The organism is Mesorhizobium huakuii, assembly GCF_014189455.1.
GTDB lineage: Bacteria > Pseudomonadota > Alphaproteobacteria > Rhizobiales > Rhizobiaceae > Mesorhizobium > Mesorhizobium huakuii_A.
On the sequence record NZ_CP050296.1, the window covers coordinates 1,764,011 to 1,780,912 of the forward strand.

Genomic DNA, 16,902 nt, shown 5'->3' on the forward strand with positions numbered 1-16,902 from the left:
GCACCTGCAGTCGGCAGGCGGAAACCAAATGGAACCACTCCGCCACGACGGATAATCGCGATCGAGCTGTGTGTTCCCTGGAGAATATGGACCCGATCGCCATAAAGGTTCGAGACGGCGCGGGACGGAAGGAAATAGGAATTTTATAAAGATTTTTTGCCGGACGGCTCGTCACGATCGCTCATTGGCCGAACGGGCGGAACAAATCCCCCGATGCGAGATTGTCGACCTGAGGGTTCACCAAAGGATATGACGATGGCAAAACAGAAAATGCTCGACGACCTGTTTCACGACACCCTGAAGGACATCTACTTCGCCGAAAAGAAGATATTGGCGACGCTGCCGAAAATGGCCAAGGCCGCGCAAAGCGCCGAACTGAAGGCCGCCTTCGAAAAGCACCGCACGGAAACCGAAGGCCATGTCGCAAGACTGGAGAAGGTCTTCGGCGTGATCGGCAAGAAGCCGGTCGACAAGACCTGTGCGGCCATCATGGGCATCACCGAGGAAGGTGCCGAGATCATGGAAGAGTACAAGGGATCTCCCGCGCTCGATGCCGGCCTGCTGGCCGCCGCGCAAGCGGTCGAACACTACGAGATCTCGCGCTATGGCACGCTGAGGACATGGGCCGGCGAACTCGGCCTGAACGAAGCCGTGACGCTTCTCGAAGCGACGCTGAAGGAAGAGAAGGCTACGGACCAGGCGCTGACCACGATCGCGGAGTCGGCTGTCAACATCGCGGCCGAAGCAGCATAAATCTTCACGCACAGGATCAGGGAGCCGCGTCAGGAATAAGCTAACGTGGCTCCCGCATCATGCTGAGATAGGTCGGGTCGAACTCGGCGATTTCCTGCAGCCGGTGCCAGTCCAAAATGGTCACCGCGTGGTTTGCCCAGCTGACGACGCCGACCTTGCGCAAGGCGCCGATAACCCGGTTCATGTGCACCACCGACAGGCCAAGCACGTCGGCCATCTCCGCTTGCGAGAGCGGCAGGTGGAAGCTCATGCCGTTGGTGCGCTGCACCACCTGCAACCGCACGAAAAGCTCACAGACCAGATGCGCCAGATGCGAAGTCTTGGAGCGCCGCCCCATGGCGACGATCCATTCGCGGTGGATGGCGCCGTCGACCAGCGTGTCCAGCCACAACAGCCGGGTCAAATGCGGCGCCTGCTCGGTGATGGTGCGTAGCCGGCCGTGATCGGCGAACATGACATGACAGGGCGACAAAGCGACGATGCCGTGATCCATCGTCTTCAGCAGGAAGGCATGGAGATCGACGAAGTCGCCGGGCACCTGCAATGAGGTGAACTGCCGGCCGCCATTCTCCAGCACCTTATAGCGCGCCGCCAGCCCGTCGAGGATCAGCGTTGAATAGGTCGGCCGCGATCCCGATGCGACAATGTCCTGGCCGGTGGCGAAATGCCGCTCGAAGGTCATGGCGCCAGCCAGCAGCGCCTTCTCGGCGTCTGACAGCGCGTCATGCTGACCCAGGTTCAGGTAGAGGGATTCAAGCACCGCAACCTCCAGCGAAAGGGCCTGAGAAGCCGATCGCCATGTGTTCTGTCGGAAGCAAAAGGCGGCTTGGGATGGACTAGGCCTTTGGAAGCTTACGGGCATTAACATTTGTTAGGCCTGCTTGTTCCACGGCAAATGCCGCCCGCTGATGGAACAACTGCTTAGCCCGCGAATTGTCGATTGACTATCTCGCCATTTCATCAGCCTGAGGTTCAGCCCATCATGCCTCGATACTATCTCGACCTCTACAATGGCGACGGTCTGACGGTCGATGATGACGGCCAGGTCTTCGAAACGCGCGAACGCCTGCGGCGGGAGGCGATCCGCATCCTGCCCGATATCGTCCGCGACGAGATGATCGAGAACGACCGCACGGCCATTACCGTCAAGGTGCGCGACGAGAGTGGACGCCATGTCTTCGAGGCATCACTCGTCGTCTCTTCGGGCTGGTGCGACTGACGGCCCTCCCCGGCATCGATGACAAAAGTCTTCCGACCATCATTTGTAATCGCCGCCCCCGCCGCAACGCTGCACCATGCGGAGCCGGAAGAGGCGGCGATTTGTTCCGAACCGCCCCCAAGCGGGATGGAGGTAGCAGCACATGAACCGTGCAAAAGTCGACACCCAGCGTGACGAGCGCGCCAAACGTGAATCGCAGATCGTGATCGATGCCGAGCGGGCGGCCCGCGAGGAAAAGACGGCCAGATTGAGAGAGCTGCGCCTTGCCGCGCAATCAGCGCAAGCGCCTGATCCGACGAGGCCCAAGCCGGCACGCCGGCGCGCACCTTCGAAAGGGTGATTGCCCCTGGGCAAACATCATCGGGGGATAGTTGCGATCTTCCTGCAGCAAAAGCGAAAGCCCGGCTCGGGATGGCCAGGCCAGGCTTTCAGTAGCGAGCGATGCGGAATTGGCCACCACGAGCGGATGGCCTCAAAAATCAGGCGGCGTAGCCGCCATGGCCGCGCGCGACGGCGCGCGCCACGATGACCGGCTCGATCTCGGGCCAGAGAATGCCGGCGGCCTTTGCGAATGCGACGAGCGCATGGCGCGCCTCATCCCTGGTGATGCAGCCTTCCAGCGCAAGGCCACACGCCTCGACGGCATGGCGATGGAGCGGACCACGGCGCGAAGTCGTCCAATTGGTCAGGAAATCGTGCATTTCGGCCAGCGAGGCAATCTCGCGCTTGAAACCAAGGCCGACGGTGAGCGCCACCGGCGAATGAAACAGCTTGTCGTACATGAAACGGCTCCTGATTATCGCAGCGCCAGGAGAGATATCCGGGCTGGTCCACGGACGGGACGCCGTGAAACGCGCGGTGGGGCGAGAGGTTCCAGATGGACGCTTTTTCCTGCTATCGGCTGTTCCCGCTATTGGCCGATGGCCCGTGGGACTACATCAGATGCCCGGTCCACCCGATGTCCGGCATGTTTCCCCCTCAAGGAGGAAACGGTATAGCAAGAATCCGGCGTCCTTTATCGCCTAGAAGGACACGAAGTGGTGAACGTGATGCGCACGGTTGGATATATGGCTCGGCGTTCTTGGCCTCCTGCGTCGGCTGCCTAGATAGCCTTCAGCACTTCCGTCATCGGTGATTTCCTTCTTGGCTCCCTTAGCCTCTGTTCGTACTGTCTGCTGAGTTTGAACCCACAGCGTTCTCGCTGAGGCGCAAAGCCTGGAAGGTCAGACCGAAAACATCTAGAATCCGTCATCGTTGATTGAACCGGTCAGTAGCCCGTGAGCTCGCCGGCCGTCGGGGCTCGGGGACCTTGCCGCCCAGTATGCGGGACATGATCGCCGTCAGCGTTGCCGGATCATTGTCAAAGCCTCCGTGGCTCGTCGGGCCGGTATCTTTGCCTACCGAATAGCTTGTCGAGAGCTGTTTGTATGAAGCCGTGAAAGAGTCATAGATCTGCATCCCGGCTAGCGGCGTGTTTGGAGCGTCTTCATAGGCGCGTGACACCAGGTAGAGCAGGGAATGACTATAGGAGGGGAGCGGCGCGACGCCGACTTTATCGTCGAGCTCGAGCCGGCCATCGAGGTTGTACATATACAGCTTGCCCACGAGCGGACTGTTTTTCCTCAGGTAAGGACCGTAGAGCGCATTGAAGAAATCGACGGTACAGGCGGGCGCCATGAGATGGATAGTTTCCAACTCGATGTTGGCAAGGCCGATATCTTTGAATACTTCAAGGAATCGGCCCAGTATGATCGCGCCGGCGCTGTGTCCAACCAGATGTAGTTTCGGGCGCCGTCCAGCCTTGTCCAGCCCCTTGAGCAGCATCGACAAGCCATACAGTCCGCCACCATAGCCGTCCTGTCGATTCTGCAGGAACGCGGCCCTTGCGTCCTGCTTCATGTTGCGCCAGGCACGTGTGCCCAGCGGCTTCCCGATGGTTTCGAACAAGACGTCGCCGAGGATTCCGCCGGCGCGCGCGTTGGCGGTTTGAGAGAGTGGCCCGAACGCCTCGTCGATGAACCCTGAACCCCACATGAGATGAAAGTTATAAATCCGGTTTCGAGAGAAGATTTCGTTGCGCTTCCAAACGGCGATCCGATTCGCTTCGTCATCCGGCGTGTTCAAACCGCCATGCGCGTAGATCAACAGATGGTCATAGCCTTTGCCGGTGTCTTTGCCGACGTCCTTGTTGGAGTTCGGATCGACAATCCGCTTGATCGTCTCGTCCATCTCGGCTGCCGTCGGCGATGCGTAGCGGCCGTCGAGCACGTAGCGACCATCATCTATATTGATAAAGTGGCCGACAATGTCGCCCCGGTTGGGGGCGCTTGCGGCGTTCGGAACGACCACGCCGGAGGGGACGCTTCGCGGAAAGGCGCTGAAGGCCGACGGCGCGCGGACACCGAGTTGCAGTACCCAGGCGTCCATCATCGTTGCCGCCCAGTCCTCATAGAGCCAATGGGCCACGCCACCGCGCCCCCATTCAGATCCCCATGAGTTCAGCACCCAAAAACCTTCAGCATCATAGCCGACCAGGGCGAAGGCATGACCGCCAGCAGCTGGCCCGCCGGGCTTGATCTGGTACTCACCCGTCCACCCCTCGGCCGTTTGCCTCTTGTGCGGGCTGGTCCAGTTCTCGTGGATATGCGCCGACACATAGATCGCGCCGACCTCGTCGATCGCGGCATGAAAGTCGGTAAGGTCGGGCTGCAGCCGGTAATAAGCACCAAGGCGCGTCCCTCTGGCATCCTTGGCCATCTCGTAGGTCAGGGTCCAGTCCCCATCAGTTCCGTCGGGAGCAAGCGCTTCGCTGCAAGCACCGTTTCGGTAAAATCCCTTTATGGCACCCCGAATGCTCGATCCGACATAGCTGGTACCGGCCCACTCGTCGTTCCGCTTGGCCATTTCGTAAAGCATGCGCGCGCTGACTCGCTTGGCGGCGGACTGCAACTCCTCGCGATGCAGTAAGCAGTCTATGGCATGCGCCAGCGCATGCCCCGTGCAGCTCTGCAAGCCTCCCTGGTTCCTGACCGTGAACGCAATTCTTGGATAAATGCTAGGCTCCAGCGCGCGAAGGCGCGGCTGATAAATGCGATCCCGGATGTCTGGCAGATCGGGAAGGACGGTGAGGCGGCGGCCACGAAGGTGGCTATTCTGTCTAAATGTCCGATTGCCGAGCCGCAGCGGCATGCCGAGGGCGTCCGGCGTCAGTGCTGCGGCATCGGCGGGCAAGCCCCCGCCACCGGGAGCGGTCGATTCTGCGCCGAGCCTGGCTGCGGCGTCGTCAACAGGTTCACCTTGCTGGCTACCCCCGTTGGATTGAGCCTGGCGGGTGGGTGCGGCCGGAGCCTTTGCAGTATTCTTCGAAGTACCCGCCACCATCGCCCCTTTCGCAATCATTGCTCGTGAAAAGAGGCCCGCCGAAGGTTACGGATACATCTTCTTGATCATGGCCACGTCCTTGTCCGACACCGCAGTGTTTTGGTTGGTAGGCCCAAGGCCATCCGAGAAAAGGGCTCCGTCGAATGCATAGAGCATGATGGATTTCGGGTCAAAATCGGTGGCTGTTATGCCTTTCGGTGAATATTTCTCCAGGACATTGACCCTGATGTCTTCCGGACTCCAGTAATTGGGGGGGCCCTGGAAATATTTCATTACCGCAGACTCATTCCAGGTGCGCGTAAATTTGGGTGATTGATGCTCATGGATACAGCCAAGGGCGTGGCCGAATTCATGCGTGACCACCCTGTGGTATTCTTCTTCGTCCGTGTCATCACGCAACCAGCCGTAATTCATCGTCGGCTGGTTGGTGGGAAAGTAGCTCGCGTTAAGGGCATCCCGACCGATTGCGGACCACGAGCCGTTGTCGGCAAAGAATGAAATCCGAATTTCGGCGTCTCCCTGGCTAACGAATTTCAGCTTGACATCGGCATATTTTTGCCACCCGAGCGCGACTGCTTTCACCTTGGACTTCATCTTGGCGCTACCGTCCAGAAACCGGCAACGCAATGTTGTCCCCGGGCTCCATTTCTTGGAGTTGACCAGGGCCATCCTGGCGACGCCCAGAACCCCGCTGGCCTTGAGCTTCTTTTCGCCTCCCGCCGCCTCAATCATCTGCTCCCGCATCCGCCGCCGCACGAAGCGTTCTTGATCAAGTTCATCGGGTATAATGCGTTCAAAACAAATCTTCACCGGCGCATCTGCCGTCTGGACCGGGTTACGCGGTACGACTTTTGATCTCCTGGCCATTTACAGTTTCCTCCCCGTAGTCTGGAACTCTGTTGTTGTTTACGAAATGATAAAGGCGATGATAATCACACGTCTTGTGGCACTTGCCTAGCGTCTTTCATTTGAAACGTAGTGATCCCGCATCGTCATCTGCCTCACGGCCAATAAGTACCTGAGCCGCCCGACACTTATCCGTCGCGGCTGACCGGATTTCATCGTCGGTGAAGGGCAATCAGAGGCTACCTTCAGTTCGCGCTAGACTATGCCAGATCGAAACAATGAAGCTGATATCGATGTGCTTCTAGTGACCATCGTACGTTGGTCCCTTTTGGTTGCGGGACTTGCTATGCAGGTAAACTTTTCGCTGTCATTTGGTGTGCCGCCCCCCTGAGCGAGCCACAGTGTGGCGGGGCGTTTCTCAAGCGTGCAGATGACTTCAGACGGATAGGGGTCTTGGTTTGTCAACCGTTTCAAAGACTTGAAAATTTATGTGGTGGGGACGCGGGAGAAAGTTCGAACCCGCCCTCCTACGCCAAGGCTTCGGAGGGCATCCTGCTTCGTTCCAGCGCTTTCTCCAATCCTGCGAAGCTCGAAGAGCGAAGCAGGATGGCGGAGAGAGCGGGATTCGAACCCGCGTTACGGTCTCCCGTAAACACACTTTCCAGGCGTGCGCCTTCAACCACTCGGCCACCTCTCCGTCCTTGCTTTCACGCCGGCCGGTTTCGCCGCGCGGGTTGGGGAGATGCATCTCCTTGGGGCTGCGATGCGGAATGTCCGCGCCATGAATGCCGCCCAACCAGCGGACATCCTTCCCCGGCACCTGAGCCGTCGAAGCAACAGGCGCGGGGCTCATCTAGTCGATCCCGCGCCGAATGCCAAGCCATAAGCGCAGTCTATTCGCTTTGCCGGCCACATGGTGTTTCGCGAGGCCACCATCGCACCCGTTTCCGGGGTGTCGGCCCCGAATGATGTGCACAGGCAAGGCCGCAGGACCCGCCGCGCTTGACTTCGCCGCCGGCCCCCTGTCGAGTGAAGCAGAGGCTTTGCGGGGGCATCGTCCCGACATGACATCGAGCAGCGAACAACCGGGCAGTGGGCAGGCGCCGGTCGGCCGCCCGGGTGGCGACCTTTTTACGTCCCGGTCGGCTGGCTCATCTTCGTCATGGCGTGGTCGGTCTATGGCCTGGCCTCGGCCTGGTGGCTGGTCGGCAATTCCGGCCTGCCGGACAAAATCTTCAATTTCCTGCTCGGCGGCCTCGTCGCCAATGTCGTCATCATCCTGTGGGGGCTTTACCTGCTCGGCCTCGCCTTTGGCCGCTCGGGGCGTTTCCCCCGCCATTTCACTGTCTGGCAGATCGCCCTCATCGTCTGGGTGCTGGCAAGGCAAGCCTATGTGCTTGTCGTGCCGGATTTCGTCTTTTTCCGCGAGGAGCCTCGGCATCTCCGCCATCGAAATCGGCATCGGCCTGCTTTGCATCTACCTGCTGCGCGGCGGCTCCGGCGCCGAGACCGTCTACGCCAAGCCGCAAACCGAAGCACCGCCGGTCGGCGTTTCCATTGTCGCTGCCTTGCTCGGCATCATTCTCGGCGCCGTCGTCGGTGCCGTGGGCGGCTTCCTTGCCGGTTCGGTGATCGCCGATGTCGCCGAGGTGAGCTGCTTCGAGGGTGGCTGCGGCTATTTCGCCGCCTTCTTCGGCCTGGGCGGGCTGCTGGTCGGCGCCATCGGCGGCGGCATTCTCGCCGTCTGGCTCGTTCACCGGCGCAGGCGCAAGCCGGTGACATAGGGAGAGAGCGAATCTTCAAATTCGCGTATCGCGGTTGCGGGCAAGCCATACGCACTCTATTTCTCGCTGGTGCCGGAGATCCTGTCCAGGATCGGCCGGGGGAGAGCTTGATGTTTCGCTTCATTTTTCGTCTCGCCGCCATGGTCGCGCTGTCGGTTTCCGTCATCATGGCGGTGCTCGACACGACGCGCACGGTGGCGGCTTCGGCGCTTGTGCTGACCCCGCTCAACGCCAGCTGGCTGGCCGTCTCGCCGGACACGCGGGCGGCCTTCGAAACCTTCGTCCGCGCCAAGGCCAGCCCACTGCTGTGGGACGGCATCATCGCCTGGGTGCTCAACCAGCCAGGCTTTGCCGTGTTCGCCGTGCTGGCCTTCCTGCTCTACGCCATTGGCTACAGGCGCCAGCGGCGCACAGGCCAATTCGCCGCCAACTGATCAATTTTCTTGCATCCTGATGGGAAGGAAAGCCGCGCATGTTCTTTCTCAGCGACATGCTGAACAAGAAGCTCAATATGCCGAAGCCGTCCGAGGCTTTGCCGGGCCGTGCCAAGGCAATCCCGACAATTTCCAAGCACCATGTCCTGAAAAGGCCGCTCAAGGGCCCCTACCCCGATGGGCTTGAGACGGCGATGTTCGGGCTCGGCTGCTTCTGGGGCGCCGAGCGCCTGTTCTGGCAGACCGAAGGCGTCTGGGTCACCGCCGTCGGCTATGCCGGCGGCATCACGCCCAATCCGACCTATCAGGAAACCTGCACGGGGCTGACCGGCCATGCCGAAGTGGTGCTGGTCGTCTTCGACCCCAAGATCGTCTCCTATGCCGACCTTCTGCGGCTGTTCTGGGAAAGCCATGACCCGACGCAAGGCATGCGCCAGGGCAATGATGTCGGCACCACCTACCGCTCCGCGATCTACACATCCGGCGATGCGCAATTCCAGGCGGCGAACGCCTCCCGCGACGCCTATCAGGCGGCGCTGCGCGGTGCCGGTCACGGCCGGATCACCACCGAGATCGCGCCGGCGCCCGCCTTCTACTTCGCCGAGGCCGATCACCAGCAATATCTGGCAAAGAACCCTTACGGCTACTGCAACCTCAAGGGCACGGGCATCGCCTGCGCCATGCCGGCCGCCACCGCCTGACGGCTGGAGCAATTCCAGGAAAAGTGTGAAGCGGTTTTCCCGGGAAAAGCGCATAGCGCTTTCCCCACAGGAATTGCGTCAAAACAAAAAGTTAGAGCGGTTCGGCGTTTCCGTGAAACGATGAACCGCTCTTGCGCGCAAGGATCGCCTTGCGGCACGGTCTGCCCGTGGCACGCTTTTTCCAAAAGGTCAAAATTCCGCGTGAATTTTGTTTCGGGCCGTGCCAGATTGCCCAGGAGCGGGAGGGGAATACACTCCTGGCTGACGTCGCGTGGTTGCCGGTGAACCGGGCAGCCAGGCGGTGCGTAACGGAAAAAATAACCGACAGGGTGTGGATCACATGAAACGTATCGTTCTCGGCCTCCTGGCCGCAACCGCAATGGTTCTTCCGGCTTTCGCCGCGGATGTCCAGCCGGCCATTCTCTACGATCTGGGCGGCAAGTTCGACAAATCCTTCAACGAGGCTGCCTTCCATGGCGCCGAGAAGTTCAAGACCGAGACCGGCGTCCCCTATGTCGAGTTCGAGGTCTCCAACGCCTCGCAGCGCGAGCAGGCGCTGCGCCGCTTCGCCGAGGACGGCCACAACCCGATCGTCATGGCCGGCTTTGCCTGGGAGGATGCGCTGAAGAAGGTCGCCGCCGAATATCCGGACCTCAACTTCGCCATCATCGACGACGCCGTCGACCTGCCCAATGTCCGCTCGCTGGTGTTCAAGGAGAATGAAGGCTCCTACCTCGTCGGCATCATGGCGGCGATGGCATCGAAGACGAAGAAGGTCTCCTTCATCGGCGGCATGGACATCCCGCTGATCCGCAAGTTCGAATGCGGTTATGTCGGCGGCGCCAAGTCGGCCGGCGCGACCGACGTCATCCAGAACATGACCGGCGACACGCCGGCCGCCTGGAACGACCCGGCCAAGGGTGGCGAAATCGCCAAGACGCAGATCGACCAGGGCTCCGACGTGGTCTACGCCGCGGCCGGCGGCACCGGCGTCGGCGTGCTGCAGGCGGCGGCGGATGCCGGCAAGCTCGGCATCGGCGTCGATTCCAACCAGAATGGCCTGCAGCCAGGCAAGGTTCTGACCTCGATGATGAAGCGCGTCGACGTTGCCGTCTACACCGCCTTCATGGATGGCAAGAACGGCACCTTCAAGGGTGGCCTCGAGAATCTCGGCCTCAAGGAAGGCGGCGTCGACTACGCCATGGACGACAACAACAAGGCGCTGGTCACCCCTGAGATGAAAGCGGCGGTCGAAAAGGCCAAAGCCGACATCATCGCCGGCAAGATCCAGGTGCACGACTACACGGCCGACAACGCCTGCCCCTATTGATCGGCAAGCACTCATTTTGCGAACCGCCGGGCTTTGGCCCGGCGGTTTTGTTTTTGGAAGACGTCTGACGACCGAGGCAAGAGTGAAGCCGATCATAGAACCCATGGCCGACCGTGACGTCGTGGCGGTGGCACGATTGCGCGTTGCCGCCTTTTTCGAGGGCAGCGCGAGGACGCCGGACGAGGACGCCGCCGGGCTCCGCACGCTGCTGATCGGGGACGGCTTCGAGACGGCGTTGGTGGCGCGGGTCGACGACGTAGCGGTCGGCACATGCCTGCTGGTCCGCCACGAATTGGAGCCGGCGCACGACCTGACGCCATGGTTGGCCGGCTTGGTCGTCGATCGCAACCACCGCAACAAGGGGATCGGCAGTGCGCTGGTCGCGGCCATCGAAGCGCATGCGGCGTCGATCGATGTGGAGAGGCTCTACCTCTATACGTGGGAAGCGCGTGATTTCTATTCCGCGCTCGGTTGAGTGGTCGTCGAGCCGTTCGAGCAGGACGGCCACCCCATGTTGCTGATGTCGCGCGAGCTCGGGCTATAGCCGACCCACTAGATAGCCGAGCGCGAAGACCACAATCAGCACGATGGCGACGAAAAATCCGCGCCGGCCGCCGAGCGAATGCACGCCAATGCCATATGGCGGCAGGGACAGGCTTCGGATCACCGTTCGCGATTTGGCATCATTGCCCAGACCAACGCTGCGCATCTGCGGCAATTCGGCGAGGCGTTGCGTGACCAGTGCCCAATGATTGGCGGGCAAGGCAGGTTTTTCGACGCGGTCGAAGACATGCATGCGTTCGGCAAGCCGCACCACCGCGTCGCGGAAGGCGGGATCGATCTCGAGGTCGCGCTCGGCCCGCTCGCGCTCCGCGTCGTTCATCAGGCCGAGCACATAGTCGCCGGCCCTTGCGATACGGTCGCTTTCACTGGCCATGATTTGCGCCCTCCCCTTTTCCTCACCAGTGTGGCGGCTTGGTTACGGGCACGTCGGGTGCCGACTGTTCCTCCAGCGCCAGGAAACGGTCGGTCAGGGCGTCGAGCTTGCGCTGCATGCGTTCGACCACCTTCCACTGCTCGGCGATCTGGCCCGACAATTCCTCGATGGTCTTTTCCTGCTCGGCGGCGCGGATTTCCAGCGTCGTCAGCCGGTCGGCGGGCATGATCATTTGCAGTCCCTGATGCTGCACCACAACGCCTTGCATCGTGATGCGAATTTCGACGTCGTCATATTAGCGAATATGAAGCCCGCGGACACGTTGGAAATTGACAAGCGCACCGGGATTTGCCGAGAGTGGATGCTGCTCCGGCCGATTGGCATGGGCGGAGCGTCATGCTAGGCGTTTTGACCAAGCGATAAAAAAATAAGAGTGGGACTGGCTGCATGGCGCAAGCCGCAATCGAACTGATCGGCATCAACAAGAGTTTTGGCGCCGTGCGTGCCAACCGCGACATCAATCTGGAGATCGCGCGCGGCACCATCCACGGCATCGTCGGCGAGAACGGCGCCGGCAAGTCGACGCTGATGTCGATCCTCTATGGCTTCTACCAGGCCGACAGCGGCGAAATCCGCGTCGGCGGCAAGCCGGCGTCGATCAAGACGCCCAATGACGCGATCGCGCTCGGCATCGGCATGGTGCACCAGCATTTCATGCTGGTCGACAATTTCACGGTGCTGGAAAACATCATCCTTGGCGCCGAAAACGATGCCTTGCTGAAGAGCAGCATCGCCAAGGCGCGTTCCGAGTTGGAGCGGCTGGAGCGCGAATACGGGCTCGAGGTCGACCCCGACGCCATCATTGAGGAACTGCCGGTCGGCCTGCAACAGCGCGTGGAGATTCTCAAGGCGCTGTATCGCGGTGCCGAGATCCTGATCCTCGACGAGCCGACGGGCGTCTTGACGCCGGCCGAGGCCGACCACCTCTTCCGCATCCTCAAGCAGCTGAAGGAACAGGGAAAGACGGTGGTGCTGATCACCCACAAGCTGCGCGAGATCATGGCCATCACCGACACCGTGTCGGTCATGCGCCAGGGCACGATGGTGGCGACCCGCGAGACCAGGAAAACCACCGTCGAGGAGCTGGCCGAACTGATGGTCGGGCGCCGCGTGCTGCTGCGGGTCGAGAAGGGCGAAGCGGAAGCCGGAGCCGTCAAGCTTGCGGTCAAGAACCTGACGGTCAAGGATTCGCGTGGCGTCACCATGGTCGACGATATCTCCTTCGACCTGCGCGCCGGCGAGATCGTCGGCATCGCCGGTGTCGCCGGCAACGGCCAATCCGAACTGCTCGAGGCGATTTCCGGCATCAGGCACGCCGTTTCCGGCTCCGTCATGTTGGACGGCAAGCCGATCGATCTCACCGGCAAGGCCGACCCCGGCGAACTGCGCGACCGCGGGCTGGCGCACGTGCCGGAGGATCGCCACCATGTCGGGCTTGTGCTGGCCTTCGAGGAGAACGAGAATTCCATCCTCGGCTATCACGACGACCCCCGCTATCTCAAAGGGCCGTTCCTCAACGTCGATGCCATCATGGCCGACGCCAAGGACAAGATCGAGAAATACGATATCCGGCCAAGCAATCCGCGCCTGAAGACGGCGAACTTTTCCGGCGGCAACCAGCAGAAGATCGTTCTGGCGCGGGAAATGGAACAAGACCCGGGTGTTTTGATCGTCGGCCAGCCGACGCGCGGCGTCGATGTCGGCGCCATCGAATTTATCCACAAGCGCCTGATCGCCATGCGCGACCAGGGCAAGGCCGTGCTGGTGGTGTCGGTCGAGCTCGACGAGATCCGCTCGCTCTCCGACCGCATCCTGGTGATGTTTGCCGGCCGCATCGTCGGCGAGCGCGGCCCGGAGGCGACCGAGGGCGAACTTGGCTTGCTGATGGCGGGCGTCGAGCAGGAGGCCGCCGCATGACCACCGTTGGGCGAACGGTGAGGATGTTCTTGGTCGACGGTACGCCATCCGGGATAGTAACTGCTGAAATAATGAACTGGACTGGGCATGCGCTCCTAGCGCCACGCAGTGAGATAGGACGCATTCGAAAGCGGCCTGAGTCTCAAAAGACAGGGATTTACTTCTTACTGGGTGAAGTGGCCACGTCTTCGGAGAAACGCTCCGTGTATATTGGAGAAAGCGACGATGTCGGGAGACGAATCGAGCAGCATGCGTCGTCGAAAGAAGAGGATTTCTTCGAAAGGTTTTGTATATTTACGAGCAAGGATGCAAACCTAACCAAGGCTCATGCGAGATACTTGGAAAGAAGGTTAAATTCTATATCTAGCGATTCTGGTAGAGCCACTTTGCTAAATAGCAACACCCCACCTGCAGGAAATCTTCCGGAATCTGATATTGCTGATATGGAATTTTTTATTTCTCAAATAGAAATTGTATTGCCGGTACTTGGATACGATTTTCTTAAGGGGCGCCCGACAAACATAAGATCTAAGCCGTCCTTAGAAGATTTTCTTGTAGATGGCTCTGGAGCCAAGCCCAACGGAGACAATACGGCCGGCGACGTCACGCAGCTTCGGTTGGTTGATCCGAAGACTGGAGTCGATGCAACCGCGGTTCTGAGCGGCGGCGAATATCTGGTCTTTCGGGATTCGTCGGCGAGAGCTAAGGCAATGGATTCTCTGGCCAAACACCTGAGTAGCTACAATGCTCTAAGAAACTCGCTGATTGGCGATGGGTCTTTGGTTCCCCATCCGACTCGCGGCGATATCTTGATTTTCAGTAGAGATGTTGCGTTCAGAAGTCCGAGCGCTGCGTCGGCTGTCATCTTAGGCCGCAGCGATAACGGCCGTTTGTCTTGGAAGGTTGTAGGTACCGGAGAGAACTTGGCCCAGTATCAATCCAGAAAGATAGCCGAGGCCGCGCAATGAGCACGCCTTACGCCAAATTGCCGGCCTGGGCCGATTATGGGCTGATCCCGCTGATCAACCTTTCGGTGGCCTTCATCGTCGCCGGCTTCGTCGTGCTGCTGGTCGGTGAGAACCCGTTCCGCGCCGCCGTCATCCTGGTCGAGGGCGCCTTCGGCAAGGGAACCGGCATCGCCTTCACCCTCTTCTATGCCACCACCTTCATCTTCACCGGGCTTTCGGTGGCGGTGGCGGCGCATTGCGGCCTGTTCAACATCGGCACCGAGGGGCAGGCCTACATTTCTGGCCTTGGCATCGCCATCGTCTGCCTGTCTTTCGACAGCACGCTGCCCTGGTGGCTGACATTTCCGCTGGCCATCGTCGCTTCGGCGGTTGTGGGCGCGTTGTGGGCGCTGATCCCTGCCTATCTGCAGGCCAAGCGCGGCTCGCACATCGTCATCACCACCATCATGTTCAACTTCATCGCCGCCTCGATCATGGTCTATCTGCTGGTCGGACCGCTGAAGCCGGCGGGGTCGCAAGCCCCGCAGACGCGCAACTTCTTCGCGGGGGCCGAACTGCCGAAGCTCAACTGGATCATCGAGCTGTTCGGCGCCAAGATCCGTTCCGCGCCGCTCAACGTCACCTTCCTGCTGGCGCTGCTCATGGCCTTCCTGGTCTGGCTGCTGATCTGGCGCACCAAGCTCGGCTATGAGATGCGCACCTATGGCCACAGCCCGAAGGCAGCGCGCTATGCCGGCATTTCGGAAACCCGCATCATCATCACCGCGATGATGATCTCCGGTGCGCTCGCCGGCATGATGGCGCTCAATCCTGTGATGGGCGACCAGCACAATGTCGCGATCGACTTCGTCTCCGGCGCCGGCTTCGTCGGCATCGCCGTGGCGCTGATGGGGCGCCTGCATCCGGTCGGCATCGTGCTGGCGGCGGTCCTGTTCGGCATGCTCTACCAGGGTGGCGCCGAACTCGCCTTCGAGATGCCGGCGATCAGCCGTGACATGATCGTCATCATCCAGGGTCTGGTGATCCTGTTCGCCGGCGCGCTCGAACACATGTTCAGACCTTATATCCAGGCGCTGTTCGCCTCGTTCAGTCCGAGGTCGGTCGGCATGGAAGCGGTCAAGGGAAAGGGCGCCTGAGATGGATGTCTTTATCGCCATCGTGCAGATTTTGGACTCGACCATCCGCCTGTCGGTGCCATTGCTGCTCGCCTGCCTCGCCGGCCTCTTTTCGGAGCGTTCAGGCATCTTCGACATCGGCCTCGAAGGCAAGATGCTGGTCGGCGCCTTCGCCGGCGCCGCCGCTGCTTCCGTGTTCCATTCGGCCTTTATCGGCCTCGGCATGGCGATCCTGATTTCGGTCGCCTTTGCCATGGTGCATGGCTTCGCCTCGATCACCCACCGCGGCAACCAGATCGTGTCCGGCGTGGCGATCAATTTCATCGCCGCCGGCTCGACCATCATCCTCGGCCAGGCCTGGTTCAGCCAAGGCGGGCGCACGCCGGCACTGCAGCCGGGCGAACGGTTCGACGCGATTGTCTGGCCCGGCGCCGAGGCGATCAGGGACGTGCCGATCATCGGGCCGATCTATGCGGAACTGATTTCAGGCCATTCGCTGCTGGTCTACCTCGCCTTCCTGATGGTGCCGTTCACCTGGTGGGTGCTGTTCCGCACCCGCTTTGGCCTCAGGCTGCGCGCCGTCGGCGAGAACCCGGCCGCTGTCGACACCGCCGGCATTTCAGTCGCCTGGCTGCGCTACCGCGCGCTGATTTGCACCGGCATCCTCACCGGCGTCGCCGGCGCCTATCTGTCGATGGTGCAGAATGGCGGCTTCGTGAAGGACATGACCGCCGGCAAGGGTTACATCGCGCTGGCCGCGCTGATCTTCGCCAAGTGGAAGCCGGTCAACGCCATGTTCGCCTGCCTGCTGTTCGGCTTCCTCGATGCGGCGGCAATCCGCCTGCAGGGCTCGCCGCTGCCGATCATCGGCAAGGTGCCGGTGCAGTTCATGCAGGCGCTGCCCTATATCCTCACCGTCATCCTGCTCGCCGGCTTCATCGGCAAGGCCATCCCGCCGCGCGCCGGCGGCGTGCCCTACGTCAAGGAACGCTAGGCCCGGCGCGAGGCACGCGCCGGGTTTTGGACACGATCATCGGAGAGAAGAACGAATGTCGCATGATCTGTTCGAAGCGGCCAGGACCGCCATGGCCAAGGCCTATGCGCCCTATTCGAAATTTCCGGTGGGCGCCGCCTTGCGCACCGAGGACGGGCGCGTCTTCACCGGCGCCAACATCGAGGTCGCCTCCTATCCCGAGGGCTGGTGCGCCGAGACCACCGCGCTTGGCCATTACATCATGGGCGGCGGTGGCAAAATCGTCGAAATCGCCGTCATTGCCGAACGCATGGCCAAGTGCTCGCCTTGCGGCGGTTGCCGCCAGCGGCTGGCCGAGTTCTGCCGCCCGGAGACAAAACTCTACCTCTGCGACAACACCGGCGTGGCCGAGACCGTGACCATGGGCGACATGCTGCCCTACGGCTTCCGCGGCGACATTCTCAAATGAAGAGTTGGCTGAAAA

Annotated in this window: 19 protein-coding genes and 1 tRNA gene; 13 read left to right on the top strand and 7 right to left on the bottom strand. The window is 61.0% G+C overall.

Going from position 1 to position 16,902, the window contains the following annotated elements; genetic code table 11:
- Window positions 1-255 precede the first annotated feature (255 nt).
- Window positions 256-753 (top strand): ferritin-like domain-containing protein, encoded by a 498-nt coding sequence (locus HB778_RS08595; RefSeq protein WP_183463041.1) that lies wholly within the window; start codon window positions 256-258, stop codon window positions 751-753.
- Between the two features lie 40 nt (window positions 754-793).
- Here HB778_RS08595 and HB778_RS08600 read toward each other — a convergent pair whose 3' ends face one another.
- Window positions 794-1,513: a Crp/Fnr family transcriptional regulator gene (locus tag HB778_RS08600; RefSeq protein ID WP_183463043.1), complete on the bottom strand. Its 720-nt coding sequence runs from the start codon at window positions 1,511-1,513 to the stop codon at window positions 794-796.
- Between the two features lie 222 nt (window positions 1,514-1,735).
- On the opposite strand from HB778_RS08600, the gene HB778_RS08605 reads away from it, so the two are divergent.
- Both HB778_RS08605 and HB778_RS08610 read left to right on the top strand, forming a co-directional pair.
- On the top strand, window positions 1,736-1,972 hold the full coding sequence (locus tag HB778_RS08605) for a DUF6894 family protein (protein WP_183463046.1): 237 nt from the start codon (window positions 1,736-1,738) through the stop codon (window positions 1,970-1,972).
- A gap of 142 nt (window positions 1,973-2,114) precedes the next feature.
- Window positions 2,115-2,312, top strand: coding sequence for a hypothetical protein (locus HB778_RS08610; RefSeq protein ID WP_183463048.1), 198 nt, complete (start codon window positions 2,115-2,117; stop codon window positions 2,310-2,312).
- A gap of 139 nt (window positions 2,313-2,451) precedes the next feature.
- Here the strand turns inward: HB778_RS08610 and HB778_RS08615 are convergent, their stop codons facing one another.
- From HB778_RS08615 to HB778_RS08630, 4 genes are all read right to left on the bottom strand, one after another.
- Window positions 2,452-2,754 carry a DUF982 domain-containing protein gene (locus tag HB778_RS08615; RefSeq protein WP_183463051.1) on the bottom strand — a complete coding sequence of 101 codons (303 nt, stop codon included), beginning with the start codon at window positions 2,752-2,754 and terminating at the stop codon, window positions 2,452-2,454.
- 466 nt (window positions 2,755-3,220) lie between these two features.
- Complete coding sequence (locus HB778_RS08620) at window positions 3,221-5,203, bottom strand: C1 family peptidase (RefSeq protein WP_244661872.1); 1,983 nt, start codon at window positions 5,201-5,203, stop codon at window positions 3,221-3,223.
- Between the two features lie 195 nt (window positions 5,204-5,398).
- The gene (locus tag HB778_RS08625) at window positions 5,399-6,220 is read right to left on the bottom strand and encodes a hypothetical protein (RefSeq protein ID WP_183463053.1); all 822 of its coding nucleotides are present in this window, start codon (window positions 6,218-6,220) and stop codon (window positions 5,399-5,401) included.
- Window positions 6,221-6,806: 586 nt separating this feature from the next.
- A tRNA-Ser gene (locus HB778_RS08630) sits at window positions 6,807-6,896 on the bottom strand.
- 694 nt (window positions 6,897-7,590) lie between these two features.
- Here HB778_RS08630 and HB778_RS41415 point away from each other — a divergent pair.
- The 5 genes from HB778_RS41415 to HB778_RS08655 all read left to right on the top strand — a co-directional run bounded on the left by HB778_RS41415 (window position 7,591) and on the right by HB778_RS08655 (window position 10,923).
- Window positions 7,591-7,983: a hypothetical protein gene (locus HB778_RS41415; protein WP_244661873.1), complete on the top strand. Its 393-nt coding sequence runs from the start codon at window positions 7,591-7,593 to the stop codon at window positions 7,981-7,983.
- 110 nt (window positions 7,984-8,093) lie between these two features.
- On the top strand, window positions 8,094-8,417 hold the full coding sequence (locus tag HB778_RS08640; RefSeq protein WP_183463055.1) for a hypothetical protein: 324 nt from the start codon (window positions 8,094-8,096) through the stop codon (window positions 8,415-8,417).
- Between the two features lie 38 nt (window positions 8,418-8,455).
- Window positions 8,456-9,118 (top strand): peptide-methionine (S)-S-oxide reductase MsrA, encoded by a 663-nt coding sequence (msrA, locus tag HB778_RS08645; protein WP_183463057.1) that lies wholly within the window; start codon window positions 8,456-8,458, stop codon window positions 9,116-9,118.
- 340 nt (window positions 9,119-9,458) lie between these two features.
- Window positions 9,459-10,448: a BMP family lipoprotein gene (locus HB778_RS08650; RefSeq protein ID WP_095199473.1), complete on the top strand. Its 990-nt coding sequence runs from the start codon at window positions 9,459-9,461 to the stop codon at window positions 10,446-10,448.
- An 82-nt stretch (window positions 10,449-10,530) separates the two neighbouring features.
- Window positions 10,531-10,923, top strand: a complete 393-nt coding sequence (locus HB778_RS08655; protein ID WP_244661874.1) for a GNAT family N-acetyltransferase — start codon at window positions 10,531-10,533, stop codon at window positions 10,921-10,923.
- Between the two features lie 63 nt (window positions 10,924-10,986).
- Here HB778_RS08655 and HB778_RS08660 read toward each other — a convergent pair whose 3' ends face one another.
- Window positions 10,987-11,385, bottom strand: coding sequence for a hypothetical protein (locus tag HB778_RS08660; RefSeq protein WP_183463059.1), 399 nt, complete (start codon window positions 11,383-11,385; stop codon window positions 10,987-10,989).
- Window positions 11,386-11,407: 22 nt separating this feature from the next.
- Window positions 11,408-11,614: a SlyX family protein gene (locus HB778_RS08665; RefSeq protein ID WP_179297894.1), complete on the bottom strand. Its 207-nt coding sequence runs from the start codon at window positions 11,612-11,614 to the stop codon at window positions 11,408-11,410.
- A gap of 218 nt (window positions 11,615-11,832) precedes the next feature.
- Between HB778_RS08665 and HB778_RS08670 the strand changes: the two genes are divergently transcribed.
- From HB778_RS08670 to cdd, 5 genes are read left to right on the top strand one after another with little or no spacing between them, the layout of a single operon-like run.
- Complete coding sequence (locus HB778_RS08670) at window positions 11,833-13,362, top strand: ABC transporter ATP-binding protein (protein ID WP_183463061.1); 1,530 nt, start codon at window positions 11,833-11,835, stop codon at window positions 13,360-13,362.
- Window positions 13,359-14,330 (top strand): GIY-YIG nuclease family protein, encoded by a 972-nt coding sequence (locus tag HB778_RS08675; RefSeq protein WP_183463063.1) that lies wholly within the window; start codon window positions 13,359-13,361, stop codon window positions 14,328-14,330. The genes HB778_RS08670 and HB778_RS08675 overlap by 4 nt, the downstream gene beginning before the upstream one ends.
- Window positions 14,327-15,466: an ABC transporter permease gene (locus HB778_RS08680; protein WP_095199478.1), complete on the top strand. Its 1,140-nt coding sequence runs from the start codon at window positions 14,327-14,329 to the stop codon at window positions 15,464-15,466. The genes HB778_RS08675 and HB778_RS08680 overlap by 4 nt, the downstream gene beginning before the upstream one ends.
- Window position 15,467: 1 nt before the next feature.
- Window positions 15,468-16,439, top strand: coding sequence for an ABC transporter permease (locus HB778_RS08685; RefSeq protein ID WP_183463065.1), 972 nt, complete (start codon window positions 15,468-15,470; stop codon window positions 16,437-16,439).
- Between the two features lie 55 nt (window positions 16,440-16,494).
- Window positions 16,495-16,887, top strand: coding sequence for a cytidine deaminase (cdd, locus tag HB778_RS08690; RefSeq protein WP_183463067.1), 393 nt, complete (start codon window positions 16,495-16,497; stop codon window positions 16,885-16,887).
- The last annotated feature ends 15 nt before the right edge of the window (window positions 16,888-16,902 follow it).